This window comes from Rhizobium sp. AB2/73 (assembly GCF_020871915.1).
Taxonomy (GTDB): domain Bacteria; phylum Pseudomonadota; class Alphaproteobacteria; order Rhizobiales; family Rhizobiaceae; genus Rhizobium; species Rhizobium dioscoreae.
In genome coordinates this window covers 40677-59325 of sequence record NZ_CP067074.1, presented here as the reverse complement: position 1 = coordinate 59325, position 18649 = coordinate 40677, and the positions used below count along the sequence as shown (strand labels likewise).

General features: G+C 54.1%; 10 protein-coding genes and 6 pseudogenes. 4 read left to right on the top strand and 12 right to left on the bottom strand.

What is annotated here, in order from left to right:
• Positions 1–733: 733 nt before the first annotated feature.
• The 5 genes and pseudogenes from repC to I8E17_RS31230 form a co-directional block, all read right to left on the bottom strand.
• Positions 734–2053 carry a plasmid replication protein RepC gene (gene repC / locus I8E17_RS31250; protein WP_209160124.1) on the bottom strand — a complete coding sequence of 440 codons (1320 nt, stop codon included), beginning with the start codon at positions 2051–2053 and terminating at the stop codon, positions 734–736.
• An 85-nt stretch (positions 2054–2138) separates the two neighbouring features.
• Entirely contained in the window at positions 2139–3041 is a 903-nt protein-coding gene (locus I8E17_RS31245; protein ID WP_209160123.1) for a plasmid partitioning protein RepB C-terminal domain-containing protein, read from the bottom strand.
• 420 nt (positions 3042–3461) lie between these two features.
• Positions 3462–4214: pseudogene (locus tag I8E17_RS31240) on the bottom strand (IS110 family transposase); the annotation flags it as partial.
• Between the two features lie 230 nt (positions 4215–4444).
• A pseudogene (locus I8E17_RS31235) lies at positions 4445–4678 on the bottom strand (transposase); the annotation flags it as partial.
• Between the two features lie 66 nt (positions 4679–4744).
• Positions 4745–5194: pseudogene (locus I8E17_RS31230) on the bottom strand (IS30 family transposase); the annotation flags it as partial.
• Between the two features lie 70 nt (positions 5195–5264).
• Between I8E17_RS31230 and I8E17_RS31225 the strand changes: the two are divergent.
• Positions 5265–6305, top strand: a pseudogene (locus tag I8E17_RS31225) (recombinase family protein); the annotation flags it as partial.
• 1 nt (position 6306) lies between these two features.
• Here I8E17_RS31225 and I8E17_RS31220 read toward each other — a convergent pair.
• Positions 6307–6828 (bottom strand): annotated as a pseudogene (locus I8E17_RS31220) (IS3 family transposase); the annotation flags it as partial.
• A gap of 64 nt (positions 6829–6892) precedes the next feature.
• Here I8E17_RS31220 and I8E17_RS31215 point away from each other — a divergent pair.
• Positions 6893–7945: an IS110 family transposase gene (locus I8E17_RS31215; protein ID WP_209160122.1), complete on the top strand. Its 1053-nt coding sequence runs from the start codon at positions 6893–6895 to the stop codon at positions 7943–7945.
• 238 nt (positions 7946–8183) lie between these two features.
• Here I8E17_RS31215 and I8E17_RS31210 read toward each other — a convergent pair.
• A pseudogene (locus tag I8E17_RS31210) lies at positions 8184–8458 on the bottom strand (transposase); the annotation flags it as partial.
• A 96-nt stretch (positions 8459–8554) separates the two neighbouring features.
• Here I8E17_RS31210 and I8E17_RS31205 point away from each other — a divergent pair.
• Positions 8555–9657 (top strand): IS3 family transposase gene (locus I8E17_RS31205; RefSeq protein ID WP_104679491.1). Its coding sequence is split into 2 segments (ribosomal slippage): positions 8555–8816 and positions 8816–9657, totalling 1104 coding nucleotides; the frame shifts between segments, so codons are not numbered across the junction.
• 244 nt (positions 9658–9901) lie between these two features.
• On the opposite strand, the gene I8E17_RS31200 is transcribed toward I8E17_RS31205, so the two are convergent.
• The 3 genes from I8E17_RS31200 to I8E17_RS31190 form a co-directional block, all read right to left on the bottom strand.
• On the bottom strand, positions 9902–11719 hold the full coding sequence (locus tag I8E17_RS31200) for a hypothetical protein (protein ID WP_209160118.1): 1818 nt from the start codon (positions 11717–11719) through the stop codon (positions 9902–9904).
• A 64-nt stretch (positions 11720–11783) separates the two neighbouring features.
• The gene (locus I8E17_RS31195) at positions 11784–13334 is read right to left on the bottom strand and encodes a VirE2 family protein (RefSeq protein WP_209160117.1); all 1551 of its coding nucleotides are present in this window, start codon (positions 13332–13334) and stop codon (positions 11784–11786) included.
• A 14-nt stretch (positions 13335–13348) separates the two neighbouring features.
• A complete protein-coding gene (locus tag I8E17_RS31190) occupies positions 13349–13531 on the bottom strand; it encodes a hypothetical protein (RefSeq protein WP_209160116.1) in 183 nt (60 codons plus the stop codon).
• 52 nt (positions 13532–13583) lie between these two features.
• Between I8E17_RS31190 and I8E17_RS31185 the strand changes: the two genes are divergently transcribed.
• Entirely contained in the window at positions 13584–13814 is a 231-nt protein-coding gene (locus I8E17_RS31185) for a hypothetical protein (RefSeq protein WP_209160115.1), read from the top strand.
• A gap of 177 nt (positions 13815–13991) precedes the next feature.
• Here the strand turns inward: I8E17_RS31185 and I8E17_RS31180 are convergent, their stop codons facing one another.
• Positions 13992–16523 carry a virA/G regulated protein gene (locus I8E17_RS31180; RefSeq protein ID WP_209160114.1) on the bottom strand — a complete coding sequence of 844 codons (2532 nt, stop codon included), beginning with the start codon at positions 16521–16523 and terminating at the stop codon, positions 13992–13994.
• Between the two features lie 94 nt (positions 16524–16617).
• Positions 16618–18609, bottom strand: coding sequence for a type IV secretion system ATPase VirD4 (virD4, locus tag I8E17_RS31175; protein ID WP_209160121.1), 1992 nt, complete (start codon positions 18607–18609; stop codon positions 16618–16620).
• Positions 18610–18649: the final 40 nt, after the last annotated feature.

The window sequence follows — 18649 nt, the reverse complement described above, 5'->3', positions numbered from 1 at the left end:
TTATAGAACCCTCGCAGTTCCACCAAAGGCGCAGCCGCTGTCAAACCCGAAGATTGTGGCGAACCGCAACAGTTAATCGAAAGCCTCTTTCGAGACGGAAGTCTTCACGTCCTAGGCGATGGGCGTGTCTGGCAAATCAATCAGGGCGCCTTTCGTCTCACCCATATCTCGGGAACGTCGTATCTTGTCCATCAAATGTAGGGCAGCATGATGATCAGACAAAAGACTTTAATCGACTAAGTTTCAACGGAGGTCCCTCTCTTTTTGCAGCGGTACTTCGGCGAGAGTAATTTGACTTTATGAACTGATGGGATGGATGCCCCCTCCGGCCGGCATCGGCGTATGATGCCTGCCTAGCGCGATGGTGGCACTCATGGAGGGAAAGCAGATGACACAGGTGCATAACTCGCCTCAGTTTCCAGCTCATCCCGAAGTCAGTCGTTGTGGTCAGCCAGTTTTATAACTATGAGCGCATTCTTCCAACATGCTTCTGCCAACACCAACTCCCGTCCCATCCCTGCTCCGTGTGCAGCGGTTAGGTCAAAGATTGGCACTCGATTTTCAGCTTAGCGCTTCAATTGAAATCGCGAACTAAAAGCCACAATGGCTCCACGAACGTACCCCAAGAGGAGAATCCAATTGGTCGTCCTCTTCTATCAACGACTTGCTCGACCGCCCTCGTCGCAGGCCTCAGTGGTGATGCGGACGAGCACAACTCCGCCTGAATTTGCCGTCATCTTGATTTCGGCTTGGCAAGCGACCGCAACAACGCCTTAGAGGGCCTGAAGCTGGAGTTGCCCTCCGCAGTGCGGACAGATGCTGACGGTGCATCCTTCTCCGCCGACTTTAGCGCATCGAGTTTCGCTCTTAGCAACGCCATGATCATTGGCCAGGTGGAGAATTTGCCCTCTCTCGCCCTTTCCGTGAGGCTACGCAGGTATCCTCCGGCAGAACCGATCTGATCGGCACGCTGATAAATCGCGGCCAGCGTGATCGCTGCATGCTGTTCGCCCAGAACCTCACAGGCTTCCCACCATGCACTTGGACTGATGCCCAGCATCGGCCGGGTTAGCTCTGCTGTGGCCAGAAAGTCATGCCAATGGCGGATTTCGCCATCCTGAGCCAGTGTCAGCACTCCGGGGCAGGCTTCCAGCACGATTCCCAAAGGCAGTTCTCGCTTCGGCAAACTTCGTCCGTTACCGAGATCGTCGACCGTGCCGCTCACCTCCTGCTTTTCTCCATTGCCTTGCTTAGGTTCAAAGATGCTGTCTGGATTTGAATTCTGTATGTAGCAACCAAAATGGGACTCATTGGCATCCGTAAATTGCGTTTTTGCAAAAGATTCCAAGGTGTCTCGGATTTCGGTGTACAATGCATGAAGATCGATGCAGATATCATCCACTATCTTTCGCGGCGCCGAACGTGGAAGCTCGCTTATAATTGTCTGATAGGTCTGCTGAATTCTCCCCCAGTTACCTGGAACGTGTTCCTTGATCCCGGCTTCGATCAGTTTCACTATATCCCGCCGCAAAAGCGTCAATCGTTCCTTCGCAACCCGGAATGCTTTCTTCTCAGCTTGGATGGCCGCTGCCATGTCCCTAAATTCATTTGCCCTTGCCACGATCGGCGATAGATCGAAGCCGTAGGCCTGCTCGATCTCGCCGCCCCTTCCCTTGCGGGCAAAGCGTTTGCCGTTTGGGCTATCGCGCCGGATAACCAGGCCGCAATCGACGAGAACAGCAATGTGCCGGCGTAGTGTCGTCGCCGGCATGCCATTGGCTCTCGCCGCAAGTTGCTCATTCGATGGCCAGACGATGAGTTCCGCCTCGCCAGTTAACGTTGTTTCTGGGTGGAAAGTCAACAGAGCGTTGAGAATCGTAAGCGAGCGATCCGTTGCGCCGAGGAGTTCTCTCGCCTCCCTGATATACTGGAACACATGCCACTTGTTTGCGGTAACGCCAAGCTTCGCGTCTTTTACCGCTACTTGTCTTGAAATCTCGCCAAGCGACATCGCCCGCCGTCCAAAGGGCGTCGTTGGTACGTGCGTCTGCATTCTTTCGACCTTTCAAAAGGCAAAAGAAATCTGGCCGCCCAAATGACCGCACGGCTCTTGACAGCGATTCCTGGAAATGCGATTCTCAGCTTGCTACGAGTTGAGAGAGGCTTCCGCGACAGTTGTCGATTGGGGGCCTTTTTCTTTTACGGGTTGTGATTTCAGTTTTTCCTTGCTGTTGGAAAGTCTGGCAATAGCTTTCAATGTTTTTCGTGATCCAGTCGCCGAACGCGACCCCATTGGATGCCGAAAGAACGATCATCATGGCCTTTGATGTTGCCTTCTGCGAAACGCTAAACGCGTTGTCTTTCGCTTTCCAAAGTTGCCGCGGCTGGGTATTCTCTGAGCGCTTAACAGTCGTTGTTTCTTTGCCGGATCGGAGCCACTTGAACATCGCGTCAAACCTCTCGGTCTGGGGCAGACTTCTGAACCCAGATTCTTGCGTGAACTCTTCCGCAAGAAGCTTATTTTTCGGGACGTCGATGAGCTTTCGAAGCTGTAGCCAACGAGCGCGACCGACCCCTTTTGCAGGGCCAATGGATTCGATCAGGCGCTCACCAAACGCAGATAGGACGGCAAGCATTTTCGAAAGCGTTTGGTAGTCGACCGAGAAAGCTGCCTGAATGACTTCGCGGGCGTATGCAAGCTTCTCGAATCGGTCAGCAAACAATGCTCGCCCAATAAAACTCAAATTGGCACGACCAGAGTTTTCCTGTCCCTGGCTAATAACGTATGCCTGCTCATCCAATTGCCGAACCACTGCACGTGCTTTTCGACTCAGATCTCTGGCAAGCTGTGACATCGACATCAGGTCGAGCATCTGCGGATGAACCGTGATGGGTACGCAGGTTGATGCCGTGAGTGCCGTGAGGGTAAGATAGTTCTCCATACGCAACTGGTTTAACTTCCGCGATATATCTCTCCCTTGAGCGAGGATAATATCGTCAAAACCAATCTTCTTCGCCGAGTTTGGCGCAAAACCACTCATGACTTTCCTCGAAATAACGGCATTTGGGTGAATTTAGCCCAGGTGCCGTCGTTATCGGCGATTGCGCGAGAGTGGCAAGAAGAATAAAGTTAACGGCAGGTTACAAAATGCCGGCGAGCATCGCACAGAAGTAGATTTTATCGCGCGTTGTCAGCCGCTTAGCATCCTCCAGATATTTACTTCATTTGTAGGCAAAATGGATACCTGCAAAGGAAAAAGCAGCGGGACAAACCTCCTCGCTCGCTATCTTTAGCCTTTTGTCCGACTCACTAGAAATTGTGACGTGCAAATCTGCAGATAACCACTCGATGATCGCTTCGTTCTTTTCCTGTTAGCCCCCAGCCGTTCAGGACCAGAAGCCGGCCCATCTCGCAAGCCTCGCGCCTGCGACGATCTTCATCGCGAACCGTCCTTCGGCAATGCCTCCAGCTTGCGGTCGCATTCAATCATCTTGAGCTGATAGAAGTCGTAAAGCTGCAGCGATTGGGAAAGCGCAAACACATGCTCATCACGATCGTTACCGATCAGCGATGCTCTGATCGTGTCGACAGAGGAGTGGCAGCGAACATCGCGCAATGATGCCAGGACGTCGGGATCGCGCTCGCCGGCGACAATCGCCCGTATGATCTTCATGCCTGTTACGCCGGTGATGTCGGAGACGACATGATGGAGTTGCAGGTTCATCTCCATCAGAGCCTTCTGCATGTGCTGGATATGAGCCGCCGCATACTCGACCAGCCGTTCTCGCTGTCGTAAATAGGCTCGCAACGTAGCAACCTGCGCCTGCGGACGAAAGCTTCCGCGCAGCAAGCCGTAGGAATGTAGTTGGCGAAGCCACGCCGCATCACTGACATCGGTCTTCCGGCCCGGCACATTTTTGGCGTAGCGGGCATTGACGAGGATCACCTCAAAGCCGTGCTGTTCAATTATCTCAAAGGCCGGGATCCAATAGACCCCGGTCGATTCCATCGCAACGCTTGTGACGCCGCAGGATCGGAACCAAGTGGCGAGATCATGCAGATCATGTGTGAAAGTGCCGAAGGCGCGGATCGGCATATCGTCACTCTCCGGGTCGACTGCGGCCATATGCATCGTGGATCCGATGTCGAGAGCGGCTGCTCCGGGGTTCATGCGTGTGAGATTTTGTGGATTGGTAGGTATTATCTTTGGCATGACTTCTCCTCCTATAGATTGGGAGGGGCTGGGCCGTGCAAGTTCGTCATTTTCCTAACCGGGATCGCCGCCAAAGCCGCGTCACCACTCTCAAGTCCGCAACAGCCCATGTGCCACGTTTTTTAACGGGGTCGATCGCCTCCAATAAGCAGTCGGCAACTCCCCTCCGGTGGTCAGCGTAGCACAGCCTGTTTCTACCGCGCACAGGAGGACCAAAGCCGGTGATCGCTTTTTAGGATATCGCGTTCCTCAGTGACGCGAGCCAGTTCCTTCTTCAGCCGCCTGATCTCCTCGGCCTCGTCGTTGCCCTTGGAGTCCGACCCAGCAAACTTCTTCTTCCATTCATACAGCGAATGCTGGCTGACGCCGAGACGCTGCGAAACCTCAGCCACCGGATAGCCCCGCTCCGTGATCTGCCGCACCGCGTCACGCTTAAACTCTTCGCTGAAATTCGATTTGCCCATGATGCTCTTCTTGCCTCAAAATTAGGAAAGAAGGCGTCTACAAATCTCGGGCTATTCAATGCTTGCCTGAAGATAGGGCCAATCAGTGAACTCTGTTCCGCGGTCGAACGTGATCGATCGGCGGGCGAGGTGGGGCAGGGCTTGCAGGACACGAACAAGGCCATCCATGACGGGCCGGGATTGCCGGTCGTTGTTGCGTAGGAAGATTGCAAAGCGGCTGACCCTTTCTACGAGCGATGTCAGGTTTGCCTTCCCAAACTTCTTCCGGAACTGGATCAGATCGCATTCCCAATGACCAAATTGTTTGCGCTCGGCAACAGCATCCGGCCGCCGCAAGATGTTGAGGTCTGGACTAAACCTTTGTCCGTGCTTACGTCTTGCGTATCGTGGTCGCCGTCGAGCACGATGCTCTGGAAGGTGCCGCCACAGCTTAATCGCATGCCCGTCGGATGAGTATGCAAACTTATAGATCGTTTCATGACTGACCGAGACCGGATGGCGCTCCAGGCGCTGACGGTGCTCATCGTGCGGCTGTTCGTCGATCACGCAAACTGCGGGCGCGTCTCCCGGCAGAAGGAGACCGGTCATGATGCATGAGAAGATCGGACCGCACCGTCTCGAGCGGAAGGCCATCCTTTATGTTCGGCAGTCCTCGGCTCACCAGGTTCTGCACAATCGCGAAAGCAGCGCCCTGCAGTATGCCATGCGGGACCGACTGGCAGCACTCGGATGGTCACATATAGAGACGGTAGATGATGACCTTGGTCGTTCGGCCGCCGGCGGCGTGACCCGTGCTGGATTTGACCGGATGGTGGCGGAAGTCTGCCTTGGCAAGGTGGGCGCCGTGGCCGCGCGTGAGGTATCGCGCTTCGCCCGCAACAGCCGGGACTGGCAGCAACTCATCGAGATGTGCCGTGTTGTCGATACCGTTCTGGTCGATCAGGAAGCGGTTTATGCGCCCCGCCAGGGCAACGACCGCCTGCTCTTGGGTTTGAAGGGCAGTCTCAACGAGTATGAGCTCGATCTCTTGCGTCAGCGTTCCCTTTCCGCCCGCTATGAGAAGGCTCGCCGCGGTGAACTCGTCGTCGCTGTTCCCGTCGGTTTTGTAAAGGCCGGTGACAGGATCGAGAAGGATCCCGACCGGCGCATCCAGGAAGTCATTGCACTCGTCTTCAACAAGGTTGCCGCACTCGGCAGTGCGCGGCAGGCTCTGCTATCGTTCCTCGAACAGGGGCTGGACCTGCCGGTCAGGTACGCCAATGGTGACGTCATCTGGCGCAGGCCAAATTATGCCACCATCCACCGGATGATTGCGAACCCGATCTACGGCGGAGCATACGCCTATGGTAAGAGTCGCTCCGTGCCGGGATACGATGGCCGATCTGGAATTCGCCGCAAGGCGCGTGATGAATGGCTTGCCCTGATCCCGGATGCGCTCGAAGGCTACGTCAGTTGGGAACGGGCGGAGGAGATCCGCAATATGGTCAGCAATAATGTACCGGCCAGTCGCCATCATGGAGCACCGAAGCATGGCGACGCTCTGCTTGCCGGCCTTTTCCCCTGCAAAAGGTGCGGCCGGAAGCTGACCGTTCGGTACACCGGAAACAATCATAATATTCCGCGCTATTGCCGCGCCGTTCGATCAGTGTCGTCAGTTCGCGAGCAACACGACGGCCGGAGATTGACGTGTCCGGGATGGCCGCCAGGCATTCGCGCGTGACGTCGTCGACAATATTAAGCACGCGGAAGCGCCTGCCGCAGGCGAACTGATCGTGGACGAAATCCAGCGACCATCGCGCATTGGCCTTCGCCTCCACCAGGATCGGCGCACGTGTGCCCACGGCACGTCGCCGAGCCTTCCGTTTGCGAACGGAAAGACCCTCCTCGCGATACAGCCGATAGATGCGATTGACGCCTGATGGCTCTCCATCACGCCGAAGCAAATTGAACAGCCGTCGGTAGCCGAAACGTCGCCGCTCGTTGGCGAGATCGCGCAGCTTCGTCCGCAGTGCGACCTCCAGCGGTCGGCAGGATCGGTAGCGGACCATCTTGCGGTCGGCGGATATGATCTGGCAGGCCCGCCGTTCCGAAAGAGCCATGACGGCCTTCAGGTGCGCGACGGCATCACGCTTAGCGGCAGGCCCTACCATTAATGGGATGGTCCGCCTCGTCATCCTGCCGCATCATGAGGTGGCCAAACCGAAGGAGGTTGCCATGCCACAGCGCAATATGCCGCGCCCAGCGGCTGTCTACGGAATTGATATTGGCAAGAACATCTTTCACGTTGTCGGCCTCGGGAGCGATGGCGTGCCAGTGCAGAAGGTTCGTTTCCGACGCGACACGCTGCTACAGTTCTTCGAGCGCGCAGCACCGGCGATCGTGGGGATGGAATCGTGCGCCGGATCTCAGTGGATTGCCCGAAAGATACAGGCGCTTGGACATAAGGTGCGCTTGATCCCCGCGCAGTTCGTGAAGCCTTACGTAAAGTCGAACAAGAGCGACATCATTGATGCGGAAGCAATCGCTGAGGCTGCCACGCGACCAACAATGCGATTTGCTGCACTCAAGAGCGAGGAACAAGCCGATCTTCAGGCTTTGCACAGGATCCGGGATCAGATGATCGGAACGCGAACGCGTCTGATCAATCAGATGCGGGCTTTCTGCCTCGAATACGGGATCGCCCTGCGCCAAGGCGCAGGCCTATTCAAGGTCGACCTGCCGCACGCTGTCGAAGATCAATCCAACGATCTCTCGTCGGCAATGCGTAAGCTGCTCGCAGACCTGTTTGCCGATCTGCGCCAATTGGAACAGCGCATTGGTGACGTCACACGCGAGATCGAGGCAATCGCCAGTCGCGAGGATGTCGCACGACGGCTCATGACGATCCCTGGGATCGGAGCGTTGGGAGCCACCGCACTTCTTGCCGCAGTTGGCAACGGCCGACAATTCCAGAAAGCTCGCGATCTGGCAGCGTGGCTTGGCCTTGTGCCACGGGAATACTCGACCGGAGGAAAGCAGAAGCTTCTCGGCATCAGTAAGCGGGGAAACCGCTATGTGCGCAAGCTCCTTGTTCATGGAGCACGATCCTGCTTTCGGCACCTCGACCGAACACGAGATCGATTGGGGAACTGGCTGGATGGCCTTCAGGCTCGGATGCACCCCAACAAAGCTGTTGTCGCACTTGCCGCTAAAATGGCCCGGATTGTCTGGGTCGTCCTGACCAAGCCTGGAGCGCTCTACGAACGCAGGGACCCTGCCTTCACCTGACGCTCCGGGCTCGATTGCAAGGCTCGGGAATAGTGATGACGAAACAGTGGATCAACATGCTGTAAGTCCTGTGCAAAAAAGCGGGCCTCGTGCCCGAACCATTTATTGGAAACGGCGTGTGCGGATCTCATCATGGCCTGGCTGCAACCGCAGCCCACTCGCGAGAGGCCGGATACATTTATGCAACTGGAATCGTCATTTACGATGTCGCGTACCCTTGCACGGACGAGGCGGGCCATACATTCTTTCCCAAAATGTCTTTCAAAGCCGCATTGTCGAGCATCGTATCTGCCAGGAGCCGTTTCAGCTTCGTGTTCTCGTTTTCTCGTCTTCAAGCGTCTTCAGCCGTTTCGCCTCGGAGACCTCCATGCCCTCGTATTTGGCTTTCCAGTTGTAAAATGTCGCCTCGGAAATCCCGTGCTTGCGGCACAGGTCAGCCGCTTTCGCGCCAGCCTCCTCCTGCTCACGCAGAACCCCGATAATCTGCTCTTCCGTAAATCTCTGCTTCTTCATGCGTCCGTCCTCAATTGATCTGAACCCTTCAAACTGGACCGTTTTTGGTTAGAGTTTTCCGGTGCATTTTCCTGGCTGGGAAAGGAACGGAAGACGATGAAAGCATCACAGTTTTCGGACGCACAGAAGGCGTTCATTCTGAAGCAGGGTGATGAAGGAGTGTCGGTTGCGGAGATCTGCCGGAAGGCGGGGATCAGCCAGGCGACCTATTTCAACTGGAAGAAAAAATACGCGGGCATGCTGCCGCCGGAGATGAAGAAGCTGAAGCAGCTCGAGGACGAGAATGCGCGGTTGAAGAAGATCGTCGCGGACCTGACGCTGGACCGTGAGATGTTGCAGGATGTCATTCGGCGAAAGCTCTAAGGCCTGCTCGGAAACGCGAGATGGTGAAAGGCATGTGCCGGGATTGGATGATCTCGATCCGGCGTGCCTGTGGGGCACTGAACTTCGATCGGTCGACCTACCATTACACCTCTCGCCGTGCCGATCAGGCCGGTCTGGAACGTCGTATTCGTGAGATCTGCGAGATACGTGTTCGCTACGGCTATCGTCGCGTGCATGTATTGTTGGAGCGCGAGGGTTGGGGGACCAACATCAAGCGAACCTATCGCATTTACAGAGACTTGGGCCTGCAACTGCGTAACAAGACGCCGAAGCGACGGGTCAAAGCCAAGCTGCGGGAAGATCGGCAAATGGCCGTTGGACCGAACGATGTCTGGGCGATGGACTTCGTTCACGACCAACTCGCGACCGGCAAGAAACTGCGGGTGCTCACGGTGGTCGACACCTTCTCGCGCTATGTGCCGGTGCTTGATCCACGTCACAGCTATCGAGGTGAAGATGTCGTGCAAACCTTGGAACGGGTATGCCGGAAAGTTGGCTACCCGAAGACGATCCGTGTCGATCAGGGGACTGAGTTCGTGTCTCGCGATCTTGACCTTTGGGCCTACGCCAAAGGCGTCACCTTGGACTTCTCACGCCCGGGCAAGCCGACCGACAATGCGTTCATTGAAGCGTTCAATGGCCGCTTCCGCGCCGAATGTCTGAATCAGCACTGGTTCCTGACCCTTGCGGATGCCCGCGAAAAGATGGAGGATTGGCGTATAGACTATAATGAGTTTCGGCCGCATGGTGCGATCGGCAATAAGGTACCGATCTCGCTGATGAAATCAGGAGGCTCAACCAGCCCGCCTCCCTGAATGAAGCCGGAAAACTCTAGCCTCAGATGGTCCAGAAACCTGGGGCGGTTCACAATGGGCCGGACTCTAACCAATTCTGGAGGAAATTACCCGTGGCAGGTCAGTCAGGGTCGACCGCGCCGTTGCAATGCAGATTTTAGAAGCGGTGAGGCCCGATGAAAGATGCCCTGAAGCCGGTAAGGTGTGCTTGAGCGCACCCACCGACCGCCCCTTCGCCTTACTATGACCCAATGGGTGATGTGGTCTAAAGCGTTACCGCCGATGAGGCAGAACGGTCTCGGCTCCGGGTATCATAACCCCCAAGTGGGGACGTCGCGTTACCCGCATCAGGCAAGGGGAAGGAGAGCAATTCGTTTACCTTTGCTTGTTCTTCTGTGTTCAGCGGTTTAGCATTATGAGACGGGGACACTGGGCTGACCTTTTGATTGTGCTGAGAGCTTGGCTCACCAAACAGCGACTGCGGATCGCTACCTAGAGGACGCAAACTATTAAATTGACCGCCTGTTGCAATTGCATTGGGGCGCTTATCAAACCCCGGCACTGGCATTGCTTGGAGGAGGTTCGATATCTCATTTTGCTGTGGATTTTTCGGTTGCTGACTGGAAGAAACGGATGTTGCAGCTTGATCATTTTTAGATGAGCCAGATGGAACTGCAGAGGCTGGCTGTAAGGAATTCAAGCGATTATCGGTGGAATTGCCTCCAAGACGTCCCAACGTGTCCTTCAAGGGAAGAGGCATAGGTTTTGGCTCTGTGACCCCACTATTTTGGGCCGGCTTGGCCCCACTATTTTCAGATTGAATGCCGGATGATCTTAATCCAGCTAGGAGGCGTGATGCCCTCTCCCTAAAATCCGGGCTTGCAGACGGCGTGCTCGCCAAAGTGGGTGTATCATTGATCGATTTCTGATCCTGACCCACCGCGGCCGCTGGTTTTACGCTATCCCCGCCGGTGTTATTCTCTCTCAACACCGGCTGGTTGCCTAGAGGCCGTGGCCAAGCCTGCTGATGGCTTGCAACTTCCATATCTCGAAGCTTTCGATCGGCACGTTCATCTTCGGCAATAACCGTCAAGTGCCGCGCCACTGTAACGCCGAGAATTTTGGTGGATACGCTTTTCACATGCTCGTTTAAATAGAGCGCCTCTCGCTTGAACAACTTTCCAAGCGTATGCTTGTAGCTTTTTAACTGACCGGTCTGGTCATCATAGTTTGCTGAAATCTTATTGAATAGCCGTCGGTGGCTGACCACCTCTCTACCGATCTGATTCCCTTCTGTGTCTAAAAGGGACCTGTACGTTTTGCTGATCGCACCACCAAATCGACGAATAACTGTTAGTGCGCTGCGACGATCTTCAGTTTTTAGAACCTCCTTGGAAAACCATCGACGCTTCCGACTGAGGAGTTCCAGGTTACCTTTATCGTCACGCTCGAATATTTCTTTCTTTGAGCCACTTTGGCGCCAAATCCTGCGAAAAAGTTTTTGATCCGCCCCACTCCGATAAGGCGCGCTCATTTCCTCCACGATGGTTCTGCCCAGCCCGACACCGATACTTCCCTTATTCATGTACTTTGTGCGGATCAGCGCTCCCTGCTCATCTCGCTCCCATCTCTCTTCATAACGGCCATCTTTGTATTTCACATGCCTCGCGCGAAGGCTTCCATCCTCCCCGAACTTGTGCGTCGTAACGCTTGCCCAGGTCTTTCGCATGTGGGTGCCCAAATACAACTCGCCGGAAGAGGCCTTCCGCTTCAAGACATTTGTAGTCTTCCTCAGAAGCCCACGCTCATGCCTCAACTGTTGGTCCTGGTCGATACGAATACGTTCGTTGCCAAGCAGCTTATAGCGAATTTCGCCCCGATAGCCCTTATCGATGTTTGCAAGAAGCTGTGGGTCCGCGAAAACAGGTTGCTTTCTCAGCGTGTCCTCCGAACGCATTTTGATAGCGGCGGCCCTCTGCTCAGCTAGTGCTGACCTTTTCGACTGTTCGAGCGCAAGCTGATCTGCACGAAGCTTTTCCTCTAGTGATACTGCAAGAGATTTACTTTTCAGGATGCTGACCATGGCTAAGCTCCTTCGTTCATCTATCTACTGCACAGGCAACCAAGATTGAGAAGCCATTGCAAAATTAGAGGTTGTTGACGGTTTGATCCCTTACCCGTACAAAAGTGCGTGGATCCCCGGAATAGACAATCGGTGGCCTCTCCGGCGCCGGTTGAACGCGGTCGTGGGAAAAATAATCAATCGGATGCCCCAACAAATCCGCCACATCATGTGGTAGTTGTTCTTTAGTACGCGCGTACTCCAGCAGACTGGTATAAGTGCCTTTTCGCTGATTTTGCGAGTTTCGGTCTGCGAGAAGGACATGTGCGGTGACCGCTTGCGTCCTCTCTTCCGCAGAAAGACTCCTAATGTCTTTTATTATAGCCCCATCAGCTACAAGAACCGCCGCTTGCGTCTGGAACCTCTCATATTTCGTAGCAGTTGCCTCGGTAAATTCACCTATTCCATGAGGCAATCCGACCCGGTCCAGGATCTTTTTAAAATGGTCGCGATCGGAATACATCAGTCTCTGAGGTGTCTTATACGTGTTCCCGGTGCGATCACGGATGAGAATTCGGTCCCAGAGTTCGCCTCTCTTTAACGCCTCCGCCCACGGATTGCCGGGCGACTGGAAAACCGCCTCTACCGAGAGAAAAACATCCTGAGGACGAACATCGCTTTTCAGATTCACAATGGCGTGGGGCAAATCAGGGTTATGAGTCCGGACTTCACCGGCATACGACGCGAAACGGATATCCGCACTTCCTTGTTGCCAAGCATCGAGATACTTCGAGTCATGCATAATTCCTGATTCTGATTTGAGTTTGATTTCGCTCTCGCTGCCGTACGTCCTCTTGATTATCGCCTCAAATTCCTGAAACGTCTTGTTGGTATAACGGTCGTTTTCAGACCTGCTAACGAAATAAACATCATTGTCTGGCGTCTTGATCATTATGTCAGGAAGCAACATACCCGCCTGAAAGGAATGGAGGTAGTGTCTTTGAACTTTTCGCCGTCCGTATGCTGTTTCAGTGTATTGGTCTTCAGGTCTAAGTTTTCCGTATTTATCGAGTGGATATTTCGGATCCAAATCGAAATACATTCTTGTTCCGGATATGTTCATCTCACGATGAGCTTTGTACCAAACATCTTTCCTGAACGCAGCTTTGTCTTCTATCTCGTCCGGGACTAAAATTCTGTTATATGCTTGCGGCGGCGGGAAATAATTACCAGCGCCATCTCGATAGAGACGGCAGGCATTATTGAACTCGTCCCTGGTTGGCAAACGGCCGAGCTTGCCCTTGACCGTCCCGGTCACTCTCCCCGACCCCGTCCCGACCACCAGAATATACTCATCAGGCCGTCGGGCTGCTCCGGGCAGCAGAGGAATTTCCTTCAGTAGAGCCGCGATATACTCTACCTGCTGATCGTCGGTGATGGAACTGGAAGCGGAGGACGGCGCATCAACGCTCTCCTGGCTCAGATTGAAGGTTTTTTCTCCCTCATCCATTAAATCTGAGAGATGCTCAGGCAATTTCTGCCTTTTGGCTTTCAGATCTCCCTCATTCTCCGCCGCGTGTGGGCGAAGAGGCTCATATACATCATTCCCTGAGGGCGTTATTGCATTCGGGTCCATGATTGGATTCCTTGTCAATCAACTGTTCGTTCCTTAGGAACCGGGGAGTTGAGGAGAAAGTCCTCAAGCTCAATCAGTTTTAGATCCATAGGAGAGAACGTACTCACCGGATCGCTATAGGGTTGTTCCTGAGCGACTTCATTTTCTGCGTTTGGTGAGTTGCGGCTGATGAGGGTGAGAAGCTTTTTAATCGCCATGCTGTTGCTCCGTTTGATCAGAATTGACTTTATCGTGACGATGAGAGCGCTGATGAAAACCACGGTCCCATTGATGCTTTTGCGATGTTCTCACTCGGGCGGGAAAGACGGTTACAACCTGCTTTCGGCGGCGCTGGCCTGCGTTCCACTTCTGTGGTGGCCGATACTCGAATGGGAGATCTCGGATAAGCGCCAACTTTGTATTTCCAGTAAACCTTTCGGCTGCATGTCTCGCGTCATTGCCTTCAAGGTTTTTATCGATCATCATCAGCGCGCTTTGTGATTAAAGTACCATTAGATCCCAGGGCGCTAAAGATGTTTGACGTTTCAACTGTAACCCTGAAGACCTTAACCCAGCCTGCTTGTCGTTAGGCTGTAGGCGAGTTGAGCAGCCGAAGTATCTCTCCTTCATCGCGTGTGCCTTCAAGGTGTCCTTACAACCTGATTATCATGAGCTTAGTCATCGGCCGAAGCTCTCGTCTCGGCGATGATCGCGCGGATCATAAGTCCGTGGTTGATCGATCTTGTCAGCTCTATTTTCGACCTCTGCGATTAACGGCCCAGCTTTCATAAGCGACGCGCCTATCAAACCGGCAGTACGGTTCAAAGCAGAAACAAGCGCAGCTTTTTTCTTCCTCGAACTAATCGGCTTGGCCTCCAGATCCTTCTTGATAGCATGTAGGGCCAAAAACTCCCGGTAGACTTGCTGCTCACGCTCGCGGGTGGGCCATTTTCCGGTCAATGCGGTTTCGCGGGCTAGCAAAGCTTCTGTTTGCCCCCGGGGTCCAAGATGCAGCAATTGAGACGATTGCTCTTTAGTAGGCGGCAAGAGTACAGGATCACGACTTACCGTATAATTGTAGCTGGTTGTCGCGATCTGTAGCGGTATGATGACCTCAGCGGGCGTTTCGCTTTGCAGACCGCCATTCGCGAGTTGGTGAGCGTAGCCTAGCTGGTTCAATTGGTAGCCGTTTGAAGCCGCTACACCTTCCTCGGACGCCACGGGGTCCGACAGGGTTGCCCTTTGGTCCGAGCGGTAGCTTGCGTCATCTGACCAGCCCCGCCCGACCAGCCTGGTTCTTCCCTTCCCGGTACCCACATGTTGTCGATGGAGGCTCTTGCATTCGAGGTATGCGGGCATTGGTCTTTCCAGACGCCTACCCTCTTTGGTTGAGCGCAAGATATCGTGGACAACTTTGAATCCGAAAATGTGCTCAGACTCGTATTTTCCGGTCTCGGTGGCCAGCCGCACGCGTTCATTTTTCCGGCTTCCGTAAGTGCCAATATTATCAACTTTCGAAACCACAGCTTTTTTTGGCGGAGAGGACGATGCGATACACCTGCCTATATCAGGCGACAGTCTCTTCGTGCTTGAACTAGCGCTATAGGTGGTCGCCTCGTCGCGTTGATAACTTTTAGCACCTAGCCGCCGGACTTTGCCGACACCGTAAAAGCAATTTCTGTCCTCGACGCTCTGCGGTTCACCCACATCCCGCCCAGAGGATTCGAAACATAGTGTACGCCGTGTTCCCGGCTGTCCGGTCGAGGGGTTTGCATCGTGAGTCTTCCCTCGTGTTGCCCCAGTTGCAAAGCCGGGCCGGTGTGATACGGGCTGATTATCCAAAGCGGGTTGGGACGTATTGGCTCTGGTTGCTTGCGCTGGGAAAGCCGCCGCTTCGCTATCTTCAAACGGATCATGTTCATCGAGAATCCAGGCCGACGGGTCGAGCTCTGCCAGACGCGCATTCACCACAAGGTTTTGCCACCGCGGCTGGGCTGGCTGCCGCCACCTCCCGTACGCCTCACGTTCCGCATTTCCAAGCGACATTCCCTCATATAAGAAGACTGATGAAGTTGCCTCTCCAATCGCTGGGCGCAAAAAGCCATCGTGTTCAACAGCAGTTTGGTGTGCGTCTAAGATAAGATCGTCCCAATTTGGTCGGTCCGGCTTGCTCCAGCGATCATACGCAGCGCGCTCGGCTGCCCCGAGCGCCACTCCATCGTATAGAAAGGATACGCCGACCTCCTGCTCGGCGATGATTGGAACTGGAAATGTGCGCACGCGCTCCTTAAGCGGAACGTCCTCGCCTTCTTCAAAACGCCCATGTTCGCATTCCGTCGAAGCAGACGGATATAGTTCTGCAAGCTCTGCAATGCGGGCGTCTACAACGAGGTCTTCCCAGCCTGGCTGGGCGGGTTCGAGCCATTTTTCATATGCAAGCCGTTCGCCCTGTCCAAGCGGCATGCCCTCGTATTCGAAAATCGAACTGTCATCTAATTCGTTGTGCCAGGTAGAGTTGCTGATGGCGCGAAGACGCCCCTCAATGATAAGTTCGTTTGAGGTTGGTGGGTGCGGTTTGCTCCAGTTCTTACATGCTGCGCGTTCAGGTGAGCCGAGCCTCATCCCATCATATTCAAATGGTTCAAGAAAGGTCTTTTTTTGATTGATCAGGTCTTCCCGCTTGCGCTTGGATGCATCGGCGCGCAATGCTTGGTCTGTTTGGCACCGACCACACGCATTCGGAATTGAAGCGAGTGTATTTAGTTCTTCAATACGAGCGCTGATAACGAGTTCTTCCCAACTCGGCTGCGCTGGTTCCGCCCATTGCTCGTATGTACGCCGTTCCTCTTCCCCCAGAGGAACACCCTCATAGACAAAAGCCGAAGAGGTGGTTTCTCCGGCGTTAAAACTCCAAGCGGAACCGTTAATCCTGTTAACGCGAGCACTCAGTATTAGGTCTTTCCAGGTGGGCCTGTCCCCTCCATCCCATGTTTCGCAAGCGGACTGCTCGGCAGCCCCCAGTCTCATTCCATCATAAAGGAATGGCGGAGATAATTCCCCACGTGGCTCGGTTTGGCGGTTAGACGGGGAAGCCGCAAAAGGGCTCTTAGGTTTGTTGGGACGAAGGACAGGCGTAGACCCACCGTGACCGTGCGATGAAGATCTGGCAAGCCCGGCGAATCCAATTTTCGAGTTTCCTGACGGTTTCATGGCGATATCTCATCAATCGGTAGCTTTCTGAGGTTGCAATGAATTTGCGGAATAGGACGTCTGACGCTGTATCCAAAAGGTGTCACGACGAGCTTCAGCCGAAAGTTGTTCTTCCACGTTGCTGTAGCGAAATGATCTGTTCAAGGAGTTTACGCTGCGCGACAAGAGCTGGAGCGATTTCAGAAAGCTGCTCGGAGTTTGCCATGTCCGCACCCTCGCACTCTACCGCGCTGCCAAGGTCGTTCAGAACTGGACGAGCTTTCATTGCAATTGCAACCTTGTCCTCCCCATCAGCCATGCTTCCGCTTCGGAAGCTCTCGACCTCCCCTTGGTAAACCTGTTCTATCTGCGCAGGTGCCTGCAACGTTGTGTCCGCTCCTCTTTGAGCTGGACCATCGTTGGCATGGTTCGCGTCTTCCGGCAGTGTCAAAGATGCAGGCTCCGGAAGGGACCCCCGTTGGCTTTCAAAAATGCGCTTCAATATGAGATCAGAATAATATCGGATCTTTCGTAGTTTGAGAGGAGGTTGGCCCTTGATCAGGACAATTTGATAGTTGTCGTCGAGTAAGCGGACTTGCTCAGCTCGCAGAAGCGGGGCTCCTTGGTCGGATATCTGGATATTATGATCAAACATGCGCGCCTGGCTGTAAGACGTAGAGCGAGCTTGGAATGTGTAGTCACCGATTGCTTTAGAAATGTAGGTTGGCGTCTCGTCATCAGCAGTGGCCATAAAGACCTGCACGCCAGTATTGCTGAGAAAATTTTGCTTTCCAGCTTCGTCATAAGTTCCTGTCAAAGCCGACAGGCTCTGAATAATAAACATGAAGCGGCCTTTGTAGCCGGCCATCGTAGTTATTGCAGTTTCGACAGCTTCAAGCTTGCCCAAGTGCTTGAATTCATCAAGGAGAAACAGAACTTCGTGTCGTTCATCCGTAGTTGGTAGTGATCGCTGCAGGATTGATACAACCTGCTGGAAGAAAAGTCGCATCAAAGGCGCAATGACTTCAAGATCGTTAGGACTGACACAAAGATAGATGCAAGTCCTCTTAAGTCTCAGATCGTAGACAGAGAAATCCGAACGGCTTGTAGCAGCCTTGACAAGCGGATCGGCCCAGAGATTGAGGCCTCCGTCGCCAAGCACCGACGTGTAAGACGTCAGTATTTTGGTGTCATTTCCCGCCATATTGTCGAAGATTCGCTGAGCCTCTTTGTTTTGTGTTTCTTCCGCGAGTTGCGCAAATAGTCTGTATTTTTCGCCCGGCTGGGCAAACAGGTCGTAGACGGCACCAATCGTCGGGCTACCGCGCTCGATGCAACTTAATACGCCAGCCACGAAGAGATCCCGTGCCCCATCGATGAAGCCTTCCGCCCCTTTGCCTTTGGCTGTGATGAGATTTGCGGCCAGCCTGCGCGTTTCCGTAAAGCGCCGCTCGGGCGGCAATGCGGCTATGTCCAGTACGGGATTGTAACAGTGCGTTCGCCGTTCTGGGTCGAGGGGAGAAAACTTGAAAACCGCATCACCGCTGGACTTGCGCGCCCTCGATGTAAGTTCAAACAGTTCGCCTTTCACGTCCAGAGCAATTACAGATCCTTTGAAGGTAAGCAACGTCGGGATAACGACGCCAACGCCTTTACCAGCGCGAGTCGGCGCGACAACAAGACTGTGGGGTTGTTCTCCATTACTTAAATAGCTGCCAAACCAGCGAGGTCCACAGGTCTTGCCGAAGATGGGACCTGTGACTTGACTGTAGCGTTGGAGGTAGCCCGCGTGCCGCATCTCTCCAGAGCCGGCCCATCGAGCAGTTCCGTGATGATCGCGATCTCGCATCGATAACAACAGTTGACTCAGCAACACCAGCGTTGCGGTGGCCATGATGATGGCGAGTCCGCGGTAGAACGGAGGGCTTGCATATCCCAGATAAAACGGTGTTTCATACAGGAACGCAAAAGCGCTGAAAGTCATGAGCGTTTCGCTAGCAAAGCCATGGCGAAATGTCGCATAGAGGCTTGCCGCACAAAACCCAACGGCCAGTGAACATGCTACGCTCACAGCGAGGCGTAATGGCGTGTACCTGCTTGAATTCATCACGTGACCACGCTTCGTTCACCTATCGGGAACGCCAATT